The sequence below is a fragment of the Paracoccus broussonetiae genome, from assembly GCF_031854425.1.
Classification (GTDB): domain Bacteria; phylum Pseudomonadota; class Alphaproteobacteria; order Rhodobacterales; family Rhodobacteraceae; genus Paracoccus; species Paracoccus broussonetiae.
Genome location: NZ_JAVRQI010000008.1, coordinates 214,410 through 236,368 on the forward strand (window position 1 = coordinate 214,410; position 21,959 = coordinate 236,368).

Here is a 21,959-nt window from a genome sequence, read left to right on the forward strand (position 1 = left end):
GCCCAACGATCTGGGGGATATGGATTCAGCCTTTTCGGCGCTTCTTCTGGCGATAGGTGTCGGCAACGACAGCGGCGGCAATGATCACGCCCTTGATCATTTCCTGATAATAGGCGTCGAGCCGCAGGAAGGTGAAACCCGAGATGATGACACCGAAGATGACCATCCCGATCGCGGTACCCAGGACCGAGCCCCGCCCACCGGCAAGCGACACTCCCCCGATCACGGCCATGGCGATGGCGTCAAGTTCATAGGCAAGGCCCATCCCGGCCTGCGCGGTCTGGCCCCGCGCGGCGACCACCATCCCGGCCAGCGCGGCCAGCATCGCGGCGATTACATAGACCTTGACCAAGTGACGCTCGACGTTGATGCCCGAGACGCGGGCGGCCTGTGCATTGGCGCCAATGGCATAGGTGAACTTGCCGTAGCGCGTGTATTTCATCGCGACATGGAAGACGAGCGCGACAAGGACGAAGATCAGGACGGGCATCATCCCCTTGCCAAGCGCCGCGAAGCCGTCGGTCGGAAAGCTGATCGGCTGGCCCTTGGTGTACCATTTCGCGAAGCCACGCACGGTGACCATGGTGCCCAGCGTCGCGATGAAGGGCGGGATCTTGGTATAGGCGATCAGCCAGCCGTTCACGAAGCCCACCAGCGCACCGCAGGCCAGACCGATTAGCAAGGGCACGATCATCGGCAGGTCGGTCAGCGCAGGATAGACAGCGCGCGCATAGGTCGAGACCTGCGCAAAAGACATCGCGACCATCGCAACCGCACCCACGACCGAGCCCGATGACAGGTCGATCCCGCCCGAGATGATAACCTGCGTCACCCCGACCGCGATGATCCCGATGACCGAGACCTGCAGGATCATGATCTTCAGCCGGTTCAGCGAAAACAGGAAGCTTTGCCCCTGAAAGATCCAGCCCAGGATCTCGAAGACCAGCGCGATCCCCAGCAGGACCATCAGGATATTGATCTCGGCCGGCATGCGTCGCTGTCTGGTTGGGGCCGAAACCGCGCTGATGCTTTGAGTGTTCATGAACGCTTCCCCCGGTTTACTTTGCCGCCAGTTCCATGACCCGGACCTGGTTCGCTTCGGCGCGATCCAGGAAGCCCGAGACATGGCCCTCATGCATGACCATGATCCGGTCTGACATGCCCAGGACCTCGGGCAACTCGGACGAGATCATCAGGACGGCGACCCCCTGTCCCGCAAGCTGCGTGATCAGGCGGTGAATTTCGGACTTGGCCCCGACATCGATGCCTCGCGTCGGCTCGTCGAGGATCAGGATGCGCGGACGGGTCAGAAGCCAGCGCGCAATCAGCAACTTCTGCTGGTTGCCGCCCGAAAGGTTCTCGACCGTTTCAAAAAGGCTGGGCGTCTTGACGCGCAACTGCGCCGCCATATCCCCGGCAAGCCGCGTCACCGCCTTCTGGTCGATGAATCCCGCCTTCACATGGTCGCGGGTAATCAGCGCGGACTGGATGTTCTCCAGGCAGTTCAGGACCAGGAAGCAGCCGGTTTCCTTGCGATCCTCGGTCAGGAAGGCCAGCCCATGCTGCATGGCAACCTGCGGACTGGTGATCTGGACCGGCTGGCCGTCGATCAGGATATCTCCGCTTGCGGCCGGATGGACGCCGAAGATCGCCTCGGCCACATTCGAACGCTTGGACCCAACCAGCCCCGCCAAGCCAAGGATCTCGCCCTTGCGCAACTGGAAGCTGACATCTTCGAAGACACCCGGCCGGGTCAGATTGCGCACCTCAAGCACGACATCCCCGATCGCGCAGTCGATCTTGGGGAACATCTCGGTGATCTCGCGCCCGACCATCATGCGGATGATGTCATCGCGGGTCACGGTCGAGGCGTCATGGGTACCGACATACTTGCCGTCGCGAAAGACCGTGACCTCGTCCGCAATCTCGAACAATTCGTTCATCTTGTGGGTGATATAGACGATGCCCACACCACGGTCGCGCAGGTCACGGATGATGGCGAAAAGATGCGCGACCTCGGATTCCGTGATGGCCGAGGTTGGCTCGTCCATGATCAACACATCGGAATTGTGGCTGACGGCCTTGGCGATCTCGATCATCTGCTTTTGGGCCACGGTCAGGTCGCCAACCTGAGACAGCGGGTCAAGGCGGATGTTCAGCCGGTCGAAAAGCTCTTGCGTCATTGCGGCCATCCGGCCGTGATCGATCAGGCCGAAACGGGTCCGCGGTTCGCGCCGGATCCAGATGTTCTCGGCCACGGTCATCGGATTCATCAGCAGCAGTTCCTGATGGATCATCGAGATCCCCTGCTCGAGCGCATCAAGCGGGGAGTTCAGGGTCACCGGCTGGCCGCGCAGGCGGATTTCTCCCGCGTCCGGTTGGTAGATCCCGGCGATGATCTTCATCAGCGTGGATTTGCCTGCGCCATTCTCGCCCATCAGCGCATGAACGCTGCCGGGACGGATACGCAGTTGCACGTCATCCAGCGCGACCACGCCGGGAAACTCCTTGCGGATCCCGCGGATGGACAGGACGCCGTCCTGCGCGATGTTCTGCTTGACGCGATCGATGGCGCGCCGTGTCGTCGCAGTGATCATCCTGCATCTTCCTGCAAGTGACGGGGCTGGCAGGGAATCGGAAACCCCCTGCCGGTTCGGTAGAGGCCGGATCAGTTCTTGCTTTGATACGTGGCCAGGTTGTCGGGAGTGACCAGTTCGAAGGGGATCGAGGTGTTCTTTTCGACCGCCTCGCCTTTGGTCAGTTTCAGCGCCGTATCGACCGCCCCCTGGCCTTGGCCCGCAGCGTTCTGGAAGACGGTCACATCCAGATCACCCGCACCCATTGCAGCCAGCGCGTCCTGCGTCGCATCGATGCCGCCGACGATCACGTCCTTCATGTCGCGACCCGCGCCTTTCAGCGCCTGGATCGCGCCGATCGCCATTTCATCGTTGTTCGAGATGACGGCATCGAACTCCAACCCGGCGGTGATCCAGTTGGTCATCAGGTCCGCGCCCTGCGTCCGGGACCAGTTGGCCGTCTGCTCTTCGGCGATGGTGATGAAGGAACAGTCGGGCGTGGCGATCACGTCCTTGATGTCCTGGGTGCGCTGGCGGGCGGCCTGGTTCGACAATTCGCCCATCAGCACCACGGCCTTGGCCTCGGTCTTGCCTGCGGCCTTCAGCAAGCGACAGATTTCCTGCGTCTGAAGCGTTCCCGATTCACGCTCGTCCGAGGCCACGAAGGCCTGCTTGTCTGGCAGCGAGTCCAGGTTCACCGGCTGGCGGTTGACATAGACCAGCGGGATACCCGCCGCTGCCGCCGCATCCGACATCGCCACCGTCGCATCAGTATCGACCGGGTTCACGATGATCGCATCAACGCCCGAGGCGACGAAGTTCTGGATCTGGTTCAGTTGCTTGCCGACGTCGTTCTGCGCGTCCTCGATCTGCAGCGTCACCCCGTCCTTGGTCTTGGCATAGTCGACCATGCCGTTGCGCAGGACAGTCAGGAAGTTGTCGTCAAAAAGCGCCATCGACACGCCGATATTCTCGGCATGAACAGCGGAAGCCATCAGCGCCGAGCCAAGGGCGCTGGCCATCAGAAATGCCTTCATTCTTTTCCTCCCCAGCGGGCGTCCGGCTCGCCCTTTACGCAGAAGGCTACAGGCGACCGGAATGCGGTCCGGCAGCCAGCCCTCCAGCCGGCTTCTGTGGAGTGGCATCGCTCCTCAGTCCCGCCACCCAGGGGCAGCTTTGTGCATGGGAATGCTTCCGGTCAACAGGGACAAGCGCCCCGCTTCCATCATTCATGATAGATATTAATCATCCAATGATGGATTTCCATCAGATGCTTTCGGGCGTCCACAGCGTCGGGACCACGAAGCGCTGGCCGGGGTTTTCTGCCATGCCATTCTCGATCGTATGGACGATCGTCGCCATCAGTTCAGTGCAAAGCTCCTTGAGCGGGGTTTGGAACACGCCCGAAATCCGCCGTTCCAGCAAAGCCTGCCGGGATTCGGGCGTGATCTCGTGGACAAGGCAGGAAATGCGCTCTCCTGCGCCGACTTCGCGCAGTGCAGCGATTGCACCTTCCATCCCGCCGCCAGCGCAATAGACGCCAACCAGATCGGGATGCCGCGCCATGACGCCCAATAGTGCTTCCTGCGTCAACTGCCTCGCCTCAAGGTTGACAAGAGCATCCAGCACCTCGAATTGCGGGGCATATTCCCGGATATAGGCCCGGAAGCCCGCCTCACGCAGCGCGTGACCATGATATCGATGCCCGCCCACGAACAGCGCCATCTTGCCGGGACGGGGCGCGACCTTGGACAAAAGCCACGCGGCGGTGCGCCCTACCTTCATGTTATTGGTGCCGAAATACCCCTCACGCTCGCCCTGGGCGAAATCGGACAGCAGTGAGAATGTGGGAACACCCCGGCCACGCAGGCGGGAAACGGCATCGGTCACGTCGTGATGGTCCAAACCGGTCGCCGCCACCGCATGCACCTTTCCCGCAGCCTGCTGGAGAAGATGCGCAACCTCTGCAGGTTCGGCAGACTGGGCAAAACTGACCGAAACGCGGATTCGCCGGTCATGCACACCCGCCGCGGCCTGCGCCAGATTTGCCGCGAAGCTTTGATAAAAGGCATGCCGTTCCTTCTGCAGGACAATGCCCACATGATACTCTGGCTGATCTGCCAGGATGCGCTGCCGGATGACATTGGCCGCGTGATAGCCGATCCGCTCGGCCGCTTCCGAGACCTTGCGCGCGGTTTCCTCGCGCACGCGCAACCGTCCGTTCAGCACGCGATCCACGGTCGCAACACTGACGCCCGCGGCTGTGGCAAGGTCGTTGATGGTCGGGCGTTTCATTCTGAAGCCTGCAAACTTTCTGTCCGATTTGGTCATGAATGATAGAATCCATCACCAAGATCGGAAAGCCCGCCGAAGGTGGAAGACTTGGGCCGTGATGCAGGCAGCAAACGCCGGGGCAAATGGTCGGCTTCCGCTTGTTGATCCCAAGGATCAGGCGCGGCAAGCCCGTTACCACAGACGATCTGCGAAAGCCGGGGGCCGACTTTCGCAGAACCTTATCGGCCCCACCGATGGCGGGTGCCGGTCTTTTGGGACATCACTTGACGGGGGTCCAGTCTGGACCGGGATCGAACTGGTCGATCGCAGCGGCGCGCGTCAGCGTCTCCTCTCCCAGATCAGCCTGGTAGACGATTCCGCCTTCGCCGACCATGAAGCTCATGATCCCGGTGTCTCCATAGACGGCCGGATAGGCGACCAACGCATGCCCGGCAACCATGTTGCCGGCGATCATATAGCTGTAGGCCCCGCCCGGAGCTGCAGCACCCTGACCTTGTAGGATACGGAAATAATACCCCTCGAATGGCTCGGGATCATGGTCCTGCCCGTCCTCGTTAAAGCCCGAGAAGCTGGCGCGGGCCAGTGTCTCGTCAAAGGGGCTTGGATCGGCACCGGGCTCGGTTGGCCAGTACAGGCCGTCGCGCTGGTCGGGGCTGGACAGGATCGTCGCCGCAAACTCCTTGACGCCGTCGCCGTCATGATCCGTCCGGCGATAGGTGGCCTGAACCTCGCCCGCGTGGTTCATGATCTCGATCACCTGCAGCTCGTTGCGGCCGATGCGTCGCGCCAGCACCTCGTCACGGGCGGAATCGGCATCAAAATGCCACTTGCCGTTGCTGCGACGGATCTCGGCCGGGAAAGGCCACAGGTCGCGCCCGGCCAGCAGGATAGCGCGGTCGGGATCCTGGGTGTCGATGCGGCTGAATTCCAGCACATTGTCCAGGAACTCGCCCCAAATCTCGCGATCGTCGGCGGGATCGCCGGAACTGATGACGTCCTCGTTCTCGGGACCAAAGATGGCCAGAACAGCGGCCTTGTCCTTCGCCTCAAGCGCCGAGGTCAGGGCCGCTACCGCCGCATCGGGTGTGTCGAACGCCTGCGGCGCGGCAACCGCCGCCCCGGTCGAGGCCAGCAGCGCAAGCACACAGCGCATGGATGCATATCCGTTCATGTCAGCGTCTCCCTCTGCCGCCACCACCGCCACCGCGACCGCCGCCGCGACCACCCATGCTGGACTTGCCCCGGCTGCTTGAGACCGAGGCCCGAGGTCCGCCCGGTGGCTTGCGGAAGGCGTTGTTCGACCGGCTTGGCGAGCGCGCCTGCGGGCTGCGCTGCCCCGAGGGTCGTGACACCTTCTGGCTTGCGCGCGGCGCGCTGCGCGCTCCGGCCGAGGGCCGGTCTGCCTTGGGCCGAGCCTGCTGGTTCGATGGCCGGGTCGCCTTGGATGGTGTGCGCGCGGTGGCCTTGCGGGTGGTATCCAGCTTTGCGGGTCCGGCACCCTTGGCCTTGCGGGTCTCGATCTTCTGGCGCGCGACTTCTCGATCTGCGGGAGAGGAGATCGACTTGCGCTCGGGCCGACCTGCGGCACCTGGCCGGTTCGCCCCGGCCTCGCGCACCCCGTCCGCCCGCGCCGCGCGGTCACCGCGATTGACCTGGGCACGATCATTATCGCCGATGCTGATACGTCCGCCACCATTTGTCGTCCGGTCGCGGTCGATATTCACGGTTCGGTCCCCCCGATCGATATTGCGGTCGCCGCGGTCAATATTGCGGTCGCCGCGATCGATGGTGATATCGCCGCGATCCCAATCGATTTCGTCGTCTCCGTCCCAGCCGTTCCAGTCGTCATCATCGAAGATCTCGTCCAGCAGGACCGCCCCGCCCAGGATAATGCCCCCGGTCACCAGCGCATCATCCCAGCCATACCAATCATCGCCATAGGTATGCCCATAGTGATAGGTCGGCGCAGTGGTGATCGGCGTCGTATAGACCACCTGGCTGTCATAGGTCGGCACCTGCACCACATTCGGGACGGCTGGTGAAATGACGATCCGGTTGTTGACCGTCTCAACCTTCTGCGCCTCGTTATCGACGAGATAGCCGTTGGTCTGGGCCTTGGCACGCAGCCGCTGGATCGAGGCCAGCACGTCGTCGGTCTGCGCGACCACCACCTCGCCCGCCTGCTCGGTCCAGTCGATATTGTCGTTCATCCGGGTGACGATGTCCGGGAACCCGGCGGCAAGTTCGCGCACGCTGTCGTCCCAAGGCTCTGCCGCGGCCTTCTGCGCGCGCTCCTTGTCGGAAAGCTCGGAACTCTCATCAACGAAGCGAGCGGCCTTGACGACGTCCAGTGGAAACGTCACAGCCACCAGAACGGGGGTCAAAACTTTGTCGGGAAACAGGGCGACCGGGCCGAACAGCGTATCAAGCTGCTCGGCGCTGAGGGTGCCCTCGGCCGCGACCGCGGCCTTCATCGCCGCCTTCTGCCCCTCAGTGCCAGCCTGCCCGCCGCCTTCCAGGCAGGGAATTTCCAAGCTCATCCCGACGGCGATACGGCTGGGGTCACCGCCAAGCGAAGCCTCGTTCGCATCGGCAATCGTTTGATAAAGGGACGGATCGCCATAGGCGCTTTCGGCCAACTTGCTCAGCGTGTCACCGCTGGCAACGACATGGGGCGTCCCGCAGGGAATACCACCCCCTTGCGCCAATGCGGCACCGGGCGGCGCCCCGACGAACAACCCGGCGGCAAGACCACCCAAAGCGACCGCGCGAAACCGCCGCGACGACCAAAGATGCAGGGATTCATGCGAGTATGTCATGCCCGACGCTCCTTCCCGGACAGGCGAGGAAACGACGCGATTTCTGTTGCCATCTTACAGAGTTCAGCCGCGTCGTCACAGAGATATCTTCCCGCCCCGGCACCCGGGGCGAGGCTTTGCGGGGTCGCGTTTCACCCGGTAATGTCTTCTCCTTTGGAGGCTTGCCATGCCTGAACATAACCCCGGGCAATCGAGCGCACGGCGCGCCCGATCTGGGTGTAGGCCGCATCGTCGAGGTTGGCAAAGGACACGCGCGCCGACCAATTTGGCGCAGCAAAACCCGAACCGTTCAGCAGGACGATCCCGTGCTGCTCGGCCAGACGGAACGGGATGTCGAGCGGGTGTATGTTTTCCTTGACCCAAGTGACGACCTCTTCGCCCACGTATTTCCGGATCCAGAACTCCAGATCGATAATGCCGTAGTAGTGGTCGTAATAGGCGCCGGTGTTCGTCTCGACCCCCATCCCCTCGACCAGGTTGTTGAAACGCCGGGTGCAGATGTCGATACACGCCTTCTGATAGATCTTGTCCTTGTCCATCAGCTCGACCACCCCGAAAAGCGTCATCATCACCTGTTGGGGCAAGGACAGACCCGCCGTATGGTTCAGCGCCACGTCGCGGCTATCCGCGACGATGCGGTCGATGAATTTCAGCTCACGCGGCTTCGGGGTCAGCGCCTTGTAGCGTTTCTCGATCACCTTCTGGATCGGCTCGGGATGATCCTTGATGTTCTGGTCGAAGATATTGTCCTGCGCGACCGCGATCACCCCCAGCCGCCAACCGGTACATCCGAAATACTTGGAATAGGAATAGACGCCGATGGTGTTCCTTGGCAGATGCCCGAGGATCGATTCAAATCCCGGCACGAATGTCCCATAGACGTCGTCGGTCAGGATCATCAGATCCGGTCGCCGGGTGTTCACGAAATTGACCAGCCGCCGGATCGTGTCCGGCGTCATTGCCACCGCTGAAGGGTTGCCGGGATTCACCAGGAACAGCGCCTTGACGGCGGGGTCGGCCAAGGCCTCGAAATCCTCGTCGGTGAACTGGAACTTGTCTTCCTGCTCGGCACTGACGCGGATGATGTGCAGCCCGTAATCCTCAAGCTCCGGCATCTCCAGATAGGGCGTGAAGATCGGCGTCCCCAGTGCAATCGTATCGCCCGCGTTCAGCAGGCGCTGGTTCTTCAGCGCCTTGAAGATATAGCACATGGCCGCGGTGCCGCCTTCGACCGGATACAGGTCGAACTTCACATCGGGACGGTGGCCCACGCACATCGCCCACATCAGATATTCGTGGGTGACGATCTCGTTGTGATACAGCGCGCGATCCGGCACCGGATAATTGTCGCCGATGATCGAGTCGGTCAGCTCATGGACAAAGGCATCGGGGTCAAAGCTGAAACGCTCGATGGCAAAGGCGACCGCGTCGCGCAGCGTCCGCGCAGGGGGCGGCCCTTCTTCTTCAAGCCAGCCCTGTTCCTGTTCCTGAAGACGTTTCCCGACCCATTTCTGGAAACGCAGGTGGCAGCCATCGCGCGGGGGCATCCCAGCCACACCTGCCTCGGGGTCGTCATGGCTGCGCCGCGCCTCGGTCAGGGCGAACTGACCCAGCAGGAAGAACGCCTCGCGCGCCCGCGTTGCGATCCAGTTGGGGTTGCCCCGTCCCGCATTCAGAAATGCGCGGGCCGAGCTTTCGGCGCCCGACCGCGCCAGCTTGATCAACTCATCCTTGATCTCGAACGGGCTGAGATCCGAGAGGCTTTCGAAGTATTCCCGTTGCAGCATCGTCCAGTCTCCTTCTGATATGGGTTTGGCGGCACAATTTGGCCCGGATCACAAAGAGTCGGCATCGTCCGGCTCCTTGGTCCCCGTGGGGTGGCGCTCTGAAAGGGAAAGTTCTCGCAAGATCGTCTGGGCGATCGTTGAAACGGTCAGGACGAAGACCCCGATCCCGACCAGCAGAAAGGCCATTGCGGCAATCTTGCCCAGCGATGTCTTGGGCGCGAAATCGCCGTAACCCACAGTCGCCATGCTAACGACCGAAAAGTAGAAGGCGTCCAGGAAGCGCCAGCCCTCAATCCTGGCGAAGACCGTGGCCTGGGCCAGCGCGATCAGGATGCAGACCAGGATCAGCGCCTGCACCTGCGTGCTGAGGAACGCAGCATGAATTGCCTTGATCAGCCGGACATAGGCGGACAGAAACTGCATCCCTATCCCCCCAGCGCCAGGGCAATGCCGACCAGCACGATGCCGACAGCGACCATCGCCAGCCCAACCCGCCACGGCCTGTCCCACAACCGGCCGAGCGAATGCCCGGCCAGGAAAAGCGAGGCGATGGCCACACCATGCGACAGCCATAGCGCCTGGCGCGCATCCCCGATCAGCAGGAAGGGCACCACCACGGGCAGGGTCGCGACAAAGACCAACAGGAAGATCATGCCGGCCGCCAACAGGTCCGCGATCGCAGGCCCTTTCGGCATGCGGGGGGCATCCAGCGACATGAGTTGCTGACGAACGTGGATCAGATCGCCGGGCCGCAGCGCGCGCGCAACCAGTGGTGGTAGAGTTGCCGCGATCTCGTCATCCGCTTCGGCGGGCGTCTGGGCCTGTCGGACTCGGTGAATTGTTCGCAGGGCAAGCGCCTTTTCGGCGCGCGCGGACAGCAGATACATGGCCGCATCGATCAGGCCCCAGGCCAGATTGCAGCCCAAGGCTCCGATCAGCATCAGGCGGACATCGGCATGACCAGCCTCGGCCGTGTTCAGCGAGGCGGTGAAGGTCAGCACCATGATCAGGCCGAACAGGATTTCTGTCGCGCGCGAAACCGGGTCCAGCGCCCTTGCCATTGCGCTGCTTTGCCCGCGTGCCGCCATCACTGCACCGGAGGAAGAACATAAAGCGTCAGGCCGAAAATGGTATAAACCATCAGCACCAACACGCCCAGGAACCATGTCGAGCGTCCCCCCGCAGTGAGCAGCGCGGCAGCGATCGCCGCGATCAGCATCATCACGATGGCGCCCGGCCAGAAATCCAGCCCCATCGGCACTGGTCCGATCGCGTAGCTGAGAAGTACCAGCAGCGGTCCGACGAACAGCGCTATCTGCACCGAACTGCCAAGCGCGATGCTGACGCTCAGATCCAGCCGATCCTTGCGTGCCGCCGAAAAGGCCGAGGCGAACTCGGCCGCGCCACCGACAAGCGACACCACGATGAAACCGACAAAGGCCGGGGTCAGGCCAAGCGCCGCGCCCGCAACCTCGACCGAGGCGACGAAGACATGACTGACCAGCGCGACAAGCACGGTCACGACCGCCAGCGTGATCAGCGCCACCCCGATTGGCAGCGACTCATGATGGCCTTCAACCGGGGCTGCGCTGGCAAATGCCTCGCGATGCGTCCCCAGCGAGAACCACAGCCCCAGCACGTAACCCGCAATCAAAAGCAGCGACAGCATCAGGCTGAGCGTCTGGATCGCCTCGGGGCTGTCGACGTTGTCGGCAGTCGCGATGGCCGAGGGGATAAGCAGCGCAACCGTCGCGATGAAAAGCAGGCTGGCCTGAAACCGCGCGCCGACACGGTTGAACTCCTGCACATGCTTGACCATTCCGCCCAGCAGAAAGGACGCGCCCAGCATGAAAAGCGCATTGGTTACGATGGCCCCCGCGATCGACGCCTTGACCAGCGCATATTGCCCCGCGGCCAGCGCGGTCAGCGCGATGACCAGCTCGGTCAGATTGCCCAGCGTCGCGTTGATCAGGCCGCCCGCCGCGTCCCCGGTCTTTTCTGCAACAGATTCGGTGGCAAGGCTCAGCATCGCGGCCAATGGCACGATGGCCGCGACCGACAGCAGGAAGAGCAGCGTATGCGCCTCGGGGCGGGCCAGCTCAACAGCCAGCACGATAGGCACAAAGACCAGCAGCCAAAGCAGCGGGGTCGATCGTATCTTGCCGAAAAGCAGGGTCATGTGCGCCTCGTCAGACGGTAAGGACCAGAATGGGGCCAAGCAGCGTCAGCGTTACGTTCGAAATGGCATAGGGCACTGTATATCCAAGAACCGGGGTCTCGTTCTCCGCGGCCTGTACGGCAGCGTTCAGCCCCGCTGTGCAGGTGAAACAGCCCGCTAGCGCGCCACAGATGATGGCGGGGTTCATTTTCAGGACATAACGGGCATAAAGCAGCGACAGTACGATCGGCACGATGACCGCGATGAACGCCAGGACGGGCAGTAGCACGCCCTGCTGCTTCAGCAGGGTCAGGGCCTGCGGTCCCGTACCAAGGCCGACGCAGGCGATGAAGATCGCCAGGCCGAAATCGCGCAGATGCAAAGCCGTGGCGGCCGGCAAGCCTCCAAAGCGGGGATGGCGCGCCCGCAACCAGCCAAACAGCAGCCCCGACAGGAGGCACCCACCCCCGGTGTGCAATGCGATTGGAGAGCCAGCGACCGGCACGGTGATCATGCCAATCAGGATGCCGACGATGATGCCAAGGCCCAGATAGACGTAGTCGACTGCAATGCCCTGATCGACGCCGTAGCCAATCAAGGGCACTGCCCCGTCAAGGGCCGAAGGCATGCCATAAAGGCTGACGGTATCCCCGGCTTCAAGTCGCATCTTGGGTCGAGGAACAAGGTTCTGCCCCGCGCGGGTGATCTTGACGACGTGGACGCCACGGCGCTGTTCCGGATCAAGCCGGGCGCGGACGGCCATGATCGTCTCACCAATGAAATCCTTGTTGGTCAGCACGACCGTCCGCGTCTCGCCAACGAGGTCAAGGCCCCGCATATCGCTGGTCTCGGAGCCCAGATACGGCCCGGCCTCCAGCACCTCGTCCAACCGCCCAAGCAGGGCGACGCGATCGCCCACGGCCAGTGCGCGATCCTTGCCCGGTTCAATGGTGCGACCACGTCGGATGATGCGCTGGACCGTGACGAAGCCGTCGAAGCTTTTCTCGAAACTGCCGACAGTGATTTCCGCCTCGGATCGCGTGACCTGATAGGCGCGGGCAACGACACCGCGAAGGGCGGATTCCTGTCCAGGCTCCAGATCGTCATCGCCACCGATGCCAAGCGCTGCGGTATAGCGCGCGGCCTCGGTTTTCAGGTCGATCCGCATCAAGCGGGGCGCGATCAGGCTGACGAAAAACACCACAAGTGTGAAGCCGAACAGATAGGTGATGGCATATGCCACACCGATATTAGCCTGCATGGCGGTGATCTGGTCTGGTGGCAGAGCCATGCTACCCAAAGCCTCACTGGCCGTGCCGACGGCGGCGGATTCTGTGATCCCTCCCGCCAACAGTCCCGCCGCGGTGCCCTTGTCCAGGCCGAAAATCTGCGCAAGCCCCCAGATTGTCAGGAAAATCAGCAAGCTGGACACCAGCGACAGGTAGACGAGGTTCAGTGTGCTGCGGCCGAGGCTTTGGAAAAAACTTGGCCCCGAAACGTAGCCCAGCGAATAGATGAACAGCGCAAAGGCCATGGTCTTGATGTTGTCATCGACCTCGACCCCGACTTGACCCACAACGATGGCGGCAAACAATGTCCCGGGGATACCGCCCAGCGGAATTCCCGCAATCTTGACGCGCCCAAGGGCAAAGCCAATCGCGACGCAGACAAACAACACCGCGATCGGGGAATGGGCAAAGAATGACCGGATCGCTTCCATCATGGGCCTCCCGCCCCTTGTCAGAGGATCAGCAGCACGATCACCAGGCCCCACAGCGTCAGCAGAGTGTTGCTGACTGCATAGGGCACGGTGTAGCCCAGCATCGGCACGTCGCTTTGGGCGACCTCTCCGACCATGGCGACCGAAGCGGTCGAGGTCCGCGCGCCTCCGCAGCAGCCCAGGTTGATCGCGTCATCGAACTTGAAGATGTATTTCCCGATATAGGGCGCAATCAGCATGGGCACGGCCGTGGCAAAAAGGCCCCAGAAGAACAGGCCAAAACCCGCCTCTTTCAGCCCCGCGATAAAGGTCGGCCCCGACGTGATGCCGACAATCGCGATGAAGACGTTGAGCCCCACCGAGTTCATGAACCACAAGGTCGGCTGCGGGATATTGCCGATCTGCGGCTTGACGGTGCGCAGCCAGCCGACGATCAGCCCAACGATCAGCGCCCCGCCCGAGGTGGACAGCGTGATCGGGATGCCGCCAATCGGCAGGACATAGGCCCCGATCAACCCGCCGATAAAGATCGACAGCCCGACCAGAACCATGTTGGTGACGGTCTGCGGCCGATCGGGAAAGCCGGTGGCCTTGATGAAGGCCTCGACATGGCTGGTCGCCCCGGCCACCCGCACGATGTCGCCCCGGTTCAACTTGGTCCCCGGCAGGATCGGGATGTTCACCGCCATCGAGCCGCGACGGATCGAGTTCAGGTAGACGCCGCGGGTATAGGGCTCGCGCGCCAGCTCGATCAGTTCGCGCCCGTCGAGCGCCTTGTTGGTCAGAAGCACGTCGACGGCCTCGACCGGAATGTCCAGCAGATCCTTGTCGTCGACCTCGTCGGCATCCTCGAACAGCGTCACCAGCGCCTCGCGCCGCCCCGAGATGGCGACGAGATCGCCGGCCTGCAGCACGGTCTGGGGGGTGGGGCTGATCAATTCGCCGCCTCGGCGCAGGCGTTCGATGAACAGCCGCTCACCCTTGGCCAATGCTTCGAGCGCAAGAGTGGTTTTGCCGACGGCCACACCGCCCTCGCGGACGCGATAGGCACGCAGCTCGCGGGCATGCCATGCGCTGAGATGATTGGCCTCCTTCGAGCCGCCCTTCAGCACCTCGCGCTCATAGCGGGCGCAGGCTTCGGCGATGTTTACCCCCAGCATCTTCGGTCCAAGAAAGGCCAGGATCCAACCCGTGCCGATGGTGCCGAACAGGTAGGTGATGGCATAGGCGACCGGGATCAGGTCGGTTTGCGCCTTTGCCTGATCGGCCGGCAGGCCAGAGGTGTTGATCGCATCTGTCGCCAGCCCGATCGAGGCCGAGATCGTCTGCGCCCCGGCCAGCAAGCCCCCGGCCAGCCCCGGGCCATAGCCCGCGACCTTGGCCGCGATCCAGACGACGATCAGGCACAGGACAGAGACGACCACGGCGAACATCGCTTGCGGCAGCCCGTCGGTGGCGATCCCGCGCACGAATTGCGGGCCGACCCCGAAGCCGACGGCGAACAGGAACATGATGAAGAAGATCGATTTCACCTGCCCCGAGATGTCGATGCCGATCTGGCCGATGACCACCCCCGCCAGCAACGTGCCGGTGACAGCGCCAAGGCTGAAGCTGCCAAAGCGCTTGGCGCCGATCCAATAGCCGATGGCCAGCGTCAGAAAGATCGCCAGCTGCGGATTGGCGCGGAGGGTGTCGAAGATGTAGCTGAACATGGTCCTGCCTCCTGTCGGGCGCTATTTGCGGATATGGTTCTTGGCATGGTCCGGGCGGATCAGCTTGAGGCCCTTGGTGCGTTCGAACCCGTGGATTTCCTTGACGTCCAGCTTGCGCATGAAGTCGATCGTTTCAGGGCTGATGACCTGTCCCGGCACCATGATCGGAAAGCCCGGAGGATAGGGGATCACGAAGTTGGCCGAGATCATCTCGGGGCCCGACTTCAGCCGCTGGTCGACCTCGGGACTGTTCAGAGGCAGGTATTCGCAGCCGTCGGCGTAATAGGCGCTGTAGAAAGCCGAACGCATGTCCCCTTCGGGCGTCGTCTTGCCGGCATCCCAGCGGAAGGCATCATGGAAATGGCTGAAATTCGGCAGGTCCGGAACGTCCTGCATCAGCGACTTGATCCGCGCCGCAAAGGCCGCGTGGCCGTTCTCGCCACCTTTGGCCAGATCGGCCTCGATCTTGCGGCTGATTTCCAGCAGGACACGGATCAGGTTCGCCACGTCGCTGCGGGTGTTGTTGATGTTGGATTGCAGCAAGACCGAGTTGCGCGAGGTTTTGTTGAACTGGATGTCGTAATCGTCGGCCATCAGCTTCTTGAACTGGGTGCCGTCGAAACCCGCTGTGCCGCAGACCAGCGTCATCCGCGTCGGATCAAGGCAGAACTCGTCCTCGTGCATCGAACGGACCTGGTCTTCCCAATCCGTGCCCGGCTCCAGAAAATCAACGAAGCCGGTCTGACGATACTCGTCCGGGATCATCTCGCTTGCGCTAAGGACACGGAAGTATTTCGAGATGACCGGATGGGCATTCACTTCCTTGCGAATATCCAAAGCGATCTCGATCGCGTTCGCGACAAGGCCATAGCCCTCCAGCTCCATCTGGCGGCGCGCAATGTCGAGGCTGGCGATCAGTTGCTGGTTCGGGCTGGTCGAGGCATGGGTGAAGACCGCTTCGTGGAACTGCGCCTCGACCTGGCCGAAGTCGACATCGCGCACCAGAAGCATCGAGCCCTGGCGCAGCGCCGACATCGACTTGTGGGTTGAGTTGGTCTGATACACCCGCAGACGGATCTGGCTCGGGTCCGGGATCAGCCGGGTTTCCAGAAGTTTCGCGGCAGAGGGGTTTTTGCCCAATTCCTTCTGCTGCGCTTCGTAGGCCTGAACCGAGGCCGGATCCTTCATCCATTTCTCGATCGCCTCGGCGGCACCCATGGCGGTGCGCGGACGCAGGAATGGCGACCAACGCGCGAAGCCGAACCACGCCTCGTCCCACAGGAAGATCAGGTCCGGCTTGATCGCCAGGCATTCCTCCATCACGCGGCGGGTGTTGTAGATGTGGCCGTCAAAGGTGCAGTTGGTCAGGTCGACCATCTTGGCCCGGTCAAGGCGACCTTCGGCCTTCAGGTCCAACAGCGCCTTCTTGATGCTGGACAGCGGCACTGCGCCATACATCGAATATTCGGTCATCGGGAAAGCGTCGATGTAAAGCGGCTGCCCTCCCGCAAGGACCAGGCCGTAATGGTGCGACTTGTGGCAGTTGCGATCCAGCAAGACGATGTCACCCGGCGCGACCAGCGCCTGGTGGACCATCTTGTTCGAGGTGCTGGTGCCATTCGTCACAAAGAAGACGTGATCCGCACCGAAGGCCCTTGCTGCCATCTCCTGCGCCAGCTTGATATTGCCTGTCGGCTCCAGCAGGCTGTCGAGCCCACCAGTTGTGGCGCTGGATTCCGCGAGGAAAATGTTCAGCCCGTAGAACTCGCCCATGTCGCGGATCCAGTCGGACTTGAATACCGACTTTCCGCGCGCGATCGGCAGTGCGTGGAAGGTGCTGATCGGCCGCCTCGCATAGGCCTTGAGGTTGTCAAAGAAGGGCGTGCGATAACGGTCCGCCACCCCCTCCAGCACGCAAAGATGCAACTCCAGCAATTCCTCGACCGCGTAAAGGACGCGGCGGATATTGGCGGCGCGCACATCACCTGCGATCCGTTCGACATGACGGTCCGACAGCAGATAGATGTCCAGTTCGGGGCGGACGCGCTTCAATGCATCGGCCAGCGACAGCGGCAAGTCGTCCCCGGCAATGCTTGCCGCGTCCAGACCCGCAGAGGCCAGGAAGTCCCGCAGCACCGGCAGATCGGCCGCGCTTTCATGGTCGAAACCTTCATAGATGGTCACCGCCGCCAGCGCGGGGTTCAGGATCGCGGCGCAGATCGCCTCTTCGAAGCTGCCGACCGGGACGGGTTCATATATGAAAGCGTCTTCGCCCCGGCGCAGGCGCCTGATCTGCTCGATCACGCTTTCACCCCGGCGCGCCGCGCCCGGCGCGACCACCAGCATCTCGAAATAGGGACGATGCCCCTGCCCCCTTGCCAGCGTGGGCGTGTTCAGGTCCGGCGGCGTTTCGGCCAGGGTCTCGACGGATTGCCAGTCACCCGCGTCCGACTTGTAGGACCGCGTTACGATCGCTTCGGAAATGCGCTGTGCCAGCCCGGCTGCACCCGCGGCCTGCCCGGAATCGATGCGCTGTCGAAGGGTCGCCAGAAGCTGCCGCCCCGGATAGGCGAAGAAACCTTCATACGCGACCAGCCCTTCGAAAAGGCCTTTCACGGTCGCGGCGCTACCGCTACCGCGCGACCAGTCTCTGGCGGCGACGTGCAGCCCGCGCCAGCGGTCGTTGCGCGCGCCGGGGAATGAAAAGAAGTGATCGACCCGGTCCGTCTGGGGCACCGCCTGCGGCTGGTTCATCTCGGCCTCTCCCGTGACAAGCGACAGCGCTTGGACCGCTGCCGATGGCTGGATGTTACCGATTGGGGTGCGCCCCGCTCCATCTTGCGCATGTAGGTTACTGTTAACGAGGTGACGGTAGCCCGAGCGGCCGCATTTGGCGCGCGTTCACTGTGTGTCGCTGGCACCGATGTAACGGCGCAACTCCTCGGTCAGCTCGCGAAGAACAGCATGATAGTCCGCCACCTCAGGGCGCGAATGTGCGTCGGGGCGAGCTTCGAAATGCCGTAGTGAGGTTACAGAAAGGGCGAAATCGTCGCAAATGGCGCGAAAGTGTTCATCTTGCAGGTAAAGGCGGCGGACGCTTTCGGTCCGCTCGGGGAAAAGCTCCACGACAAGGTCGACTGCGCGCATGATCGCGATGCCTTTCCGCCACAAGACTCGCTCAGCTCGATTGAATCGTTAGATTGATAGAAAGTTTGGCGATTGTGCAGCGGATCAAGATTACGTTACTGTGACTCGCAGCTAAGCTGCTGACGACTCGCAGGGAATTTCGCTTTGGTACGCCAAGGTGCTTGTGCGGAGGCAATGGGAACTTTGTCTGCCAGACGTGTTTCGCAACAGGAAATCCGGGCGGCCCTGGACCGCATCCTGGCTTCCCCAGACTTCGAGACTTCTGAACGCAATCGCCGCTTTCTGCGCCACGTCGTCGAAGAGGCGCTGGCCGGGCGGGCCGAACGTATCAAGGCCTACAGCATCGCCACGCTGGTCTTTGGCCGTAGCGAGGATTTCGACCCGATGCAGGACTCGATCGTGCGGATCGAGGCAGGTCGACTTCGGCGCGCCCTAGACAATTATCACCTGAAGCACGGGGATGGTTCGGACGTCATCATAACGATCCCCAAAGGCAGCTATGTGCCGGTGTTCCAACAGCAGGCGCAGGCCCTGCCGCCCGCGCCGGAGCCCGTGGCGCCCGGGCAGAAGCCCCTGCATGAATATGGCCCGCGGATTCTGGTTGAACCGTTCGAGCAGGAGGGAGACAGCGGGACGCATCAACAGATCGGGCGGACGCTGACCCGTCAGGTCATTTCTGCCCTGACGCGCTTTACCGAGCTTTTCGTCTATGGCTTCGACACCTCCGACCGCTCGGCCCGTTCTGGCAGCGGCAGAGAGACTTCCGAAGGGTTGGAGATCGACTATCGGCTTTCTGGTACCGTTACCATTTCGAAGCACGCGCTGATTGCCGAGATCCTGATGAAGCGAAACGAGGACGGGCGCTTCATCTGGGTGCAGACGCTCCAGCGCGAGATAGAAGGCAGCTGCGACCCATCGCAGGTCGTCAGCCTGTGCGCAGAAGTCGCGGGACAGGTCGCCAGTGTGCTTGCGCTGCGGGACGGGATCATGGACAGCCAGGCAAGGGATTCGTCCGGCAGCGGTCCACGCCACTTTGCGGGCTATCAGAAGCTGCTAGACTTCCACGACTACTGGCGGTCCTTGGACCCCAAGCGCTTCGAGCCGCTGCGCCGTGATCTGGAAGCGACGATTGATGCCGATCCCGGCTTCGTCGCGGCTCATGCCTGTCTGTCGATGCTGTATTCGAACGCCGCCCGTTTCAGCTATGACCTTGGGGACGATTGTCCCGATCCGCTGGAACGTGCGCTGGATCTGGCGCGCAAGGCGATCCGCCTGGCCCCAAGCTCCAGCCGCGCCTATCACGCCCGCGCCATAGCGGAATGGTTCATGGGCCGGCAGGTGGACAGCCTGCAGACTCTGGGGGCTGCCCGCGCGCTGAACCCCAATGACCCCGAACTGATGGCCGAACTGGGCTTTCGTCTGGCTTCGCGCAAGAACTGGGACGCCGGCATTCCGTTGCTGGAGGAAGCCTATGCCCGAAGCCCGCTGCTGAGCGGACAATTCCGCATGGGCCTGTTCCTTTACCACTTCGCCCATGGCCGTCACGAACAGGCGCTTGAAGAAATCCGGGCGGTCGAGGCGCCAGGCATTGCGCATGTGCAACTGGCCGCAGCCGCGGCGTTGGCGGCTTTGGGACGACTGGCCGAGGCCCGCCAGCGCCTTGCGCTGGCCGACCAGATCGCACCCGGCCTTGCGACGCGGATGCCACAGGACGTGGCCTTCCGCCAATTCCATCCCGACCTGACCGAGTCGATGATGCGTACGCTTGCCAGTCTGGATCCGAAATGGCCCAACCAGGCGAACTCAAGCAGGTTGCACAGGCTGTAGCGCAGGGCCAGCCCGCTAACAGTGACTTACATCGCCGACATTCGTGCCATCCCGGTCCGCGGCTAGACTGGATGGGTATCGACTGAACGACCGGCCAAAACGGGTTTCTCTACCTGCTCGGCCATCGCAGTGCATTGAATGGAGACGATTTTGGCCTCTGGACCGGATCACGGCGTCTTGCTGCATCCCGAGGCGGTTGCCCACCTTCCGCCCTTCATCACCTTGCCCGGCCAGACCGACTGGTTCCTGATCGGCGTGGGAATCTTCCTGATTGCGGCCGTGGTCGGGGTCGGGGTGTTCTACCTCAAGCTTCACGCGCTGCCTGAACAGATGGCCCATAGCGGCCAGAAGATGCAGTTCGAAATCGTGGCCGTTCTGGCGCTGATTGCGCTGTTCACACATAACCACGCCTTCTGGATCGCGGGGCTGCTGCTGGCGATGATCCCGATCCCGGACTTCACCACCCCTCTAAGCTCGATGGCGGAATCGCTGGGCCTGATGGCGCGCCGCAAGGCACGCCCGGTCCCGCCGCCGCCCGAGCCTGATCCCGTTCCCGCATCCACGATCGAGAGTTGAGCCATGCTGGAGTTGCTTCTGTGTTCCAGCGTAACCGTGCTGCCGGACTATCTTTACCGGCGCTATGGGCAAGGCAAACGCATCGGATACGAGATCACGCTGTTCTCGGTCTGGTATGAGCTGCGCTGGGGGATCGTGCTGTGCCTGATCCTGACCATCAGCCTGATCACCGCGATCTTCTATTTCCACCCCTCCAGCAAATTGGCAACCTCGGTCTTCCGCACCGTCACCATCCTGCCCGAGCGAAATGGTCGCGTCGCGGAAACCTTCATCGAGATCAACCAAAAGGTGAAGAAGGGCCAGCCGCTGTTCCGCCTTGACGATCTGCTGCAAAAAGCCGTGGTCGAGACCGCAACCCGCCGCGTCACGGAAATAGACGCTCAGTTGCGCGTGGCCGAAGCACAGGCGAAGGAGGCCGAAGGTCGGATCGTTCAGGCCCGCGGGATGCTGCAACAGGCCCAGGACGAATACGACACGCGCAATGAGTTGCTCAAGCGGAACGCCACCACGATCGCCGCGCGCGACGTAGAGCGGGCCCAGGTTCAGGTCGATACCCAGCAAGGGATGGTGGACGCAGCGGTCGCCAGTCGGGATGCGCTGCGCGCTCAGATCGAATTCCAGCTTCCTGCCGAGCGCGCCAGCGCCGAAGCCGCGTTGGCCGAAGCGCAGGTTGAGCTTGACAAGACCCTGGTCGTCGCCGGCAGCGACGGGATCGTGCAGCAATTCTCGCTGCGGCCCGGCGATGTGGTGAACCCCATGCTGCGGCCTGCTGGCATCCTGGTCCCGGAACGCAGTGTCACCGGGCTTGCCGCCGGTTTCGGCCAGATAGAGGCACAGGTCATCAAGCCTGGCATGATCGGAGAGGTTGCCTGTCTTGCGAAACCCTGGCGGATCATCCCGATGGTCGTGACCGAAGTGCAGGACGTCATCGCCGGGGGGCAGATCCGTCCCACTGACCAACTGATTGACCTGCAAAATCTGGCCGGGGGCGGCAGCATCACCGTCATCATGGAGCCGCTTTACGAAGGCGCGCTCGACGGACTGCCGCAAGGGGCAAATTGCATCGCGAATGCCTATACCAGCAACCACGACCGGCTGGATGATCCCAGCCTTGGGACGGTCCATCGCTTTGCGCTGCATGCGGTGGATACGGTCGGGTTGGTCCACGCCCTGATCCTGCGGATCCAGGCCCTGCTGCTGCCGGTCCAGACGCTTGTCCTGAAAGGTCACTGACCAAGATACGAGGAACGCCATGAGCTCCAGAATCCTCCCAGTTCTCGCCCCTGCGCTGTGTCTTGCGGCTTTTCCCGCGTTTTCGGAGGATCTGACCTTCACGCATCCG

General features: G+C 62.5%; 17 protein-coding genes. 3 read left to right on the forward strand and 14 right to left on the reverse strand.

What is annotated here, in order from left to right; translation table 11 throughout:
• Positions 1 to 25: 25 nt before the first annotated feature.
• The 14 genes from RM190_RS12275 to RM190_RS12340 form a co-directional block, all read right to left on the reverse strand.
• A complete protein-coding gene (locus RM190_RS12275; protein ID WP_311759741.1) occupies positions 26 to 1,042 on the reverse strand; it encodes an ABC transporter permease in 1,017 nt (338 codons plus the stop codon).
• Positions 1,043 to 1,058: 16 nt separating this feature from the next.
• Positions 1,059 to 2,597, reverse strand: a complete 1,539-nt coding sequence (locus RM190_RS12280; protein WP_311759742.1) for a sugar ABC transporter ATP-binding protein — start codon at positions 2,595 to 2,597, stop codon at positions 1,059 to 1,061.
• A gap of 71 nt (positions 2,598 to 2,668) precedes the next feature.
• Positions 2,669 to 3,613, reverse strand: a complete 945-nt coding sequence (locus tag RM190_RS12285) for a sugar ABC transporter substrate-binding protein (RefSeq protein WP_311759743.1) — start codon at positions 3,611 to 3,613, stop codon at positions 2,669 to 2,671.
• 229 nt (positions 3,614 to 3,842) lie between these two features.
• Complete coding sequence (locus tag RM190_RS12290; protein ID WP_311759744.1) at positions 3,843 to 4,871, reverse strand: LacI family DNA-binding transcriptional regulator; 1,029 nt, start codon at positions 4,869 to 4,871, stop codon at positions 3,843 to 3,845.
• Between the two features lie 259 nt (positions 4,872 to 5,130).
• Positions 5,131 to 6,042, reverse strand: a complete 912-nt coding sequence (locus tag RM190_RS12295; RefSeq protein WP_311759745.1) for a DUF2950 family protein — start codon at positions 6,040 to 6,042, stop codon at positions 5,131 to 5,133.
• Between the two features lies 1 nt (position 6,043).
• Positions 6,044 to 7,690: a DUF3300 domain-containing protein gene (locus RM190_RS12300; RefSeq protein WP_311759746.1), complete on the reverse strand. Its 1,647-nt coding sequence runs from the start codon at positions 7,688 to 7,690 to the stop codon at positions 6,044 to 6,046.
• Positions 7,691 to 7,821: 131 nt separating this feature from the next.
• Entirely contained in the window at positions 7,822 to 9,477 is a 1,656-nt protein-coding gene (locus RM190_RS12305; protein ID WP_311759747.1) for a bifunctional aspartate transaminase/aspartate 4-decarboxylase, read from the reverse strand.
• A gap of 48 nt (positions 9,478 to 9,525) precedes the next feature.
• Positions 9,526 to 9,900: a potassium channel family protein gene (locus tag RM190_RS12310; RefSeq protein WP_311759748.1), complete on the reverse strand. Its 375-nt coding sequence runs from the start codon at positions 9,898 to 9,900 to the stop codon at positions 9,526 to 9,528.
• Between the two features lie 2 nt (positions 9,901 to 9,902).
• Positions 9,903 to 10,565 carry a VIT1/CCC1 transporter family protein gene (locus tag RM190_RS12315; protein WP_311759749.1) on the reverse strand — a complete coding sequence of 221 codons (663 nt, stop codon included), beginning with the start codon at positions 10,563 to 10,565 and terminating at the stop codon, positions 9,903 to 9,905.
• A complete protein-coding gene (cax, locus tag RM190_RS12320; protein ID WP_311759750.1) occupies positions 10,565 to 11,656 on the reverse strand; it encodes a calcium/proton exchanger in 1,092 nt (363 codons plus the stop codon). Before cax ends, RM190_RS12315 begins: the two co-directional genes overlap by 1 nt.
• 10 nt (positions 11,657 to 11,666) lie before the next feature.
• A complete protein-coding gene (gene aspT / locus RM190_RS12325; protein ID WP_311759751.1) occupies positions 11,667 to 13,358 on the reverse strand; it encodes an aspartate-alanine antiporter in 1,692 nt (563 codons plus the stop codon).
• Between the two features lie 17 nt (positions 13,359 to 13,375).
• Positions 13,376 to 15,067, reverse strand: coding sequence for an aspartate-alanine antiporter (aspT, locus tag RM190_RS12330; protein ID WP_311759752.1), 1,692 nt, complete (start codon positions 15,065 to 15,067; stop codon positions 13,376 to 13,378).
• Positions 15,068 to 15,088: 21 nt separating this feature from the next.
• A complete protein-coding gene (locus RM190_RS12335; protein ID WP_311759753.1) occupies positions 15,089 to 17,821 on the reverse strand; it encodes an ornithine decarboxylase in 2,733 nt (910 codons plus the stop codon).
• Positions 17,822 to 17,968: 147 nt separating this feature from the next.
• The gene (locus RM190_RS12340; protein ID WP_311759754.1) at positions 17,969 to 18,214 is read right to left on the reverse strand and encodes a hypothetical protein; all 246 of its coding nucleotides are present in this window, start codon (positions 18,212 to 18,214) and stop codon (positions 17,969 to 17,971) included.
• A 174-nt stretch (positions 18,215 to 18,388) separates the two neighbouring features.
• On the opposite strand from RM190_RS12340, the gene RM190_RS12345 reads away from it, so the two are divergent.
• The 3 genes from RM190_RS12345 (at position 18,389) to RM190_RS12355 (ending at position 21,850) form a co-directional block, all read left to right on the forward strand.
• Positions 18,389 to 20,041, forward strand: a complete 1,653-nt coding sequence (locus RM190_RS12345; RefSeq protein ID WP_311759755.1) for a hypothetical protein — start codon at positions 18,389 to 18,391, stop codon at positions 20,039 to 20,041.
• A gap of 138 nt (positions 20,042 to 20,179) precedes the next feature.
• The gene (locus RM190_RS12350; RefSeq protein ID WP_311759756.1) at positions 20,180 to 20,617 is read left to right on the forward strand and encodes a hypothetical protein; all 438 of its coding nucleotides are present in this window, start codon (positions 20,180 to 20,182) and stop codon (positions 20,615 to 20,617) included.
• 3 nt (positions 20,618 to 20,620) lie between these two features.
• Positions 20,621 to 21,850: an HlyD family secretion protein gene (locus RM190_RS12355; RefSeq protein WP_311759757.1), complete on the forward strand. Its 1,230-nt coding sequence runs from the start codon at positions 20,621 to 20,623 to the stop codon at positions 21,848 to 21,850.
• Positions 21,851 to 21,959: the final 109 nt, after the last annotated feature.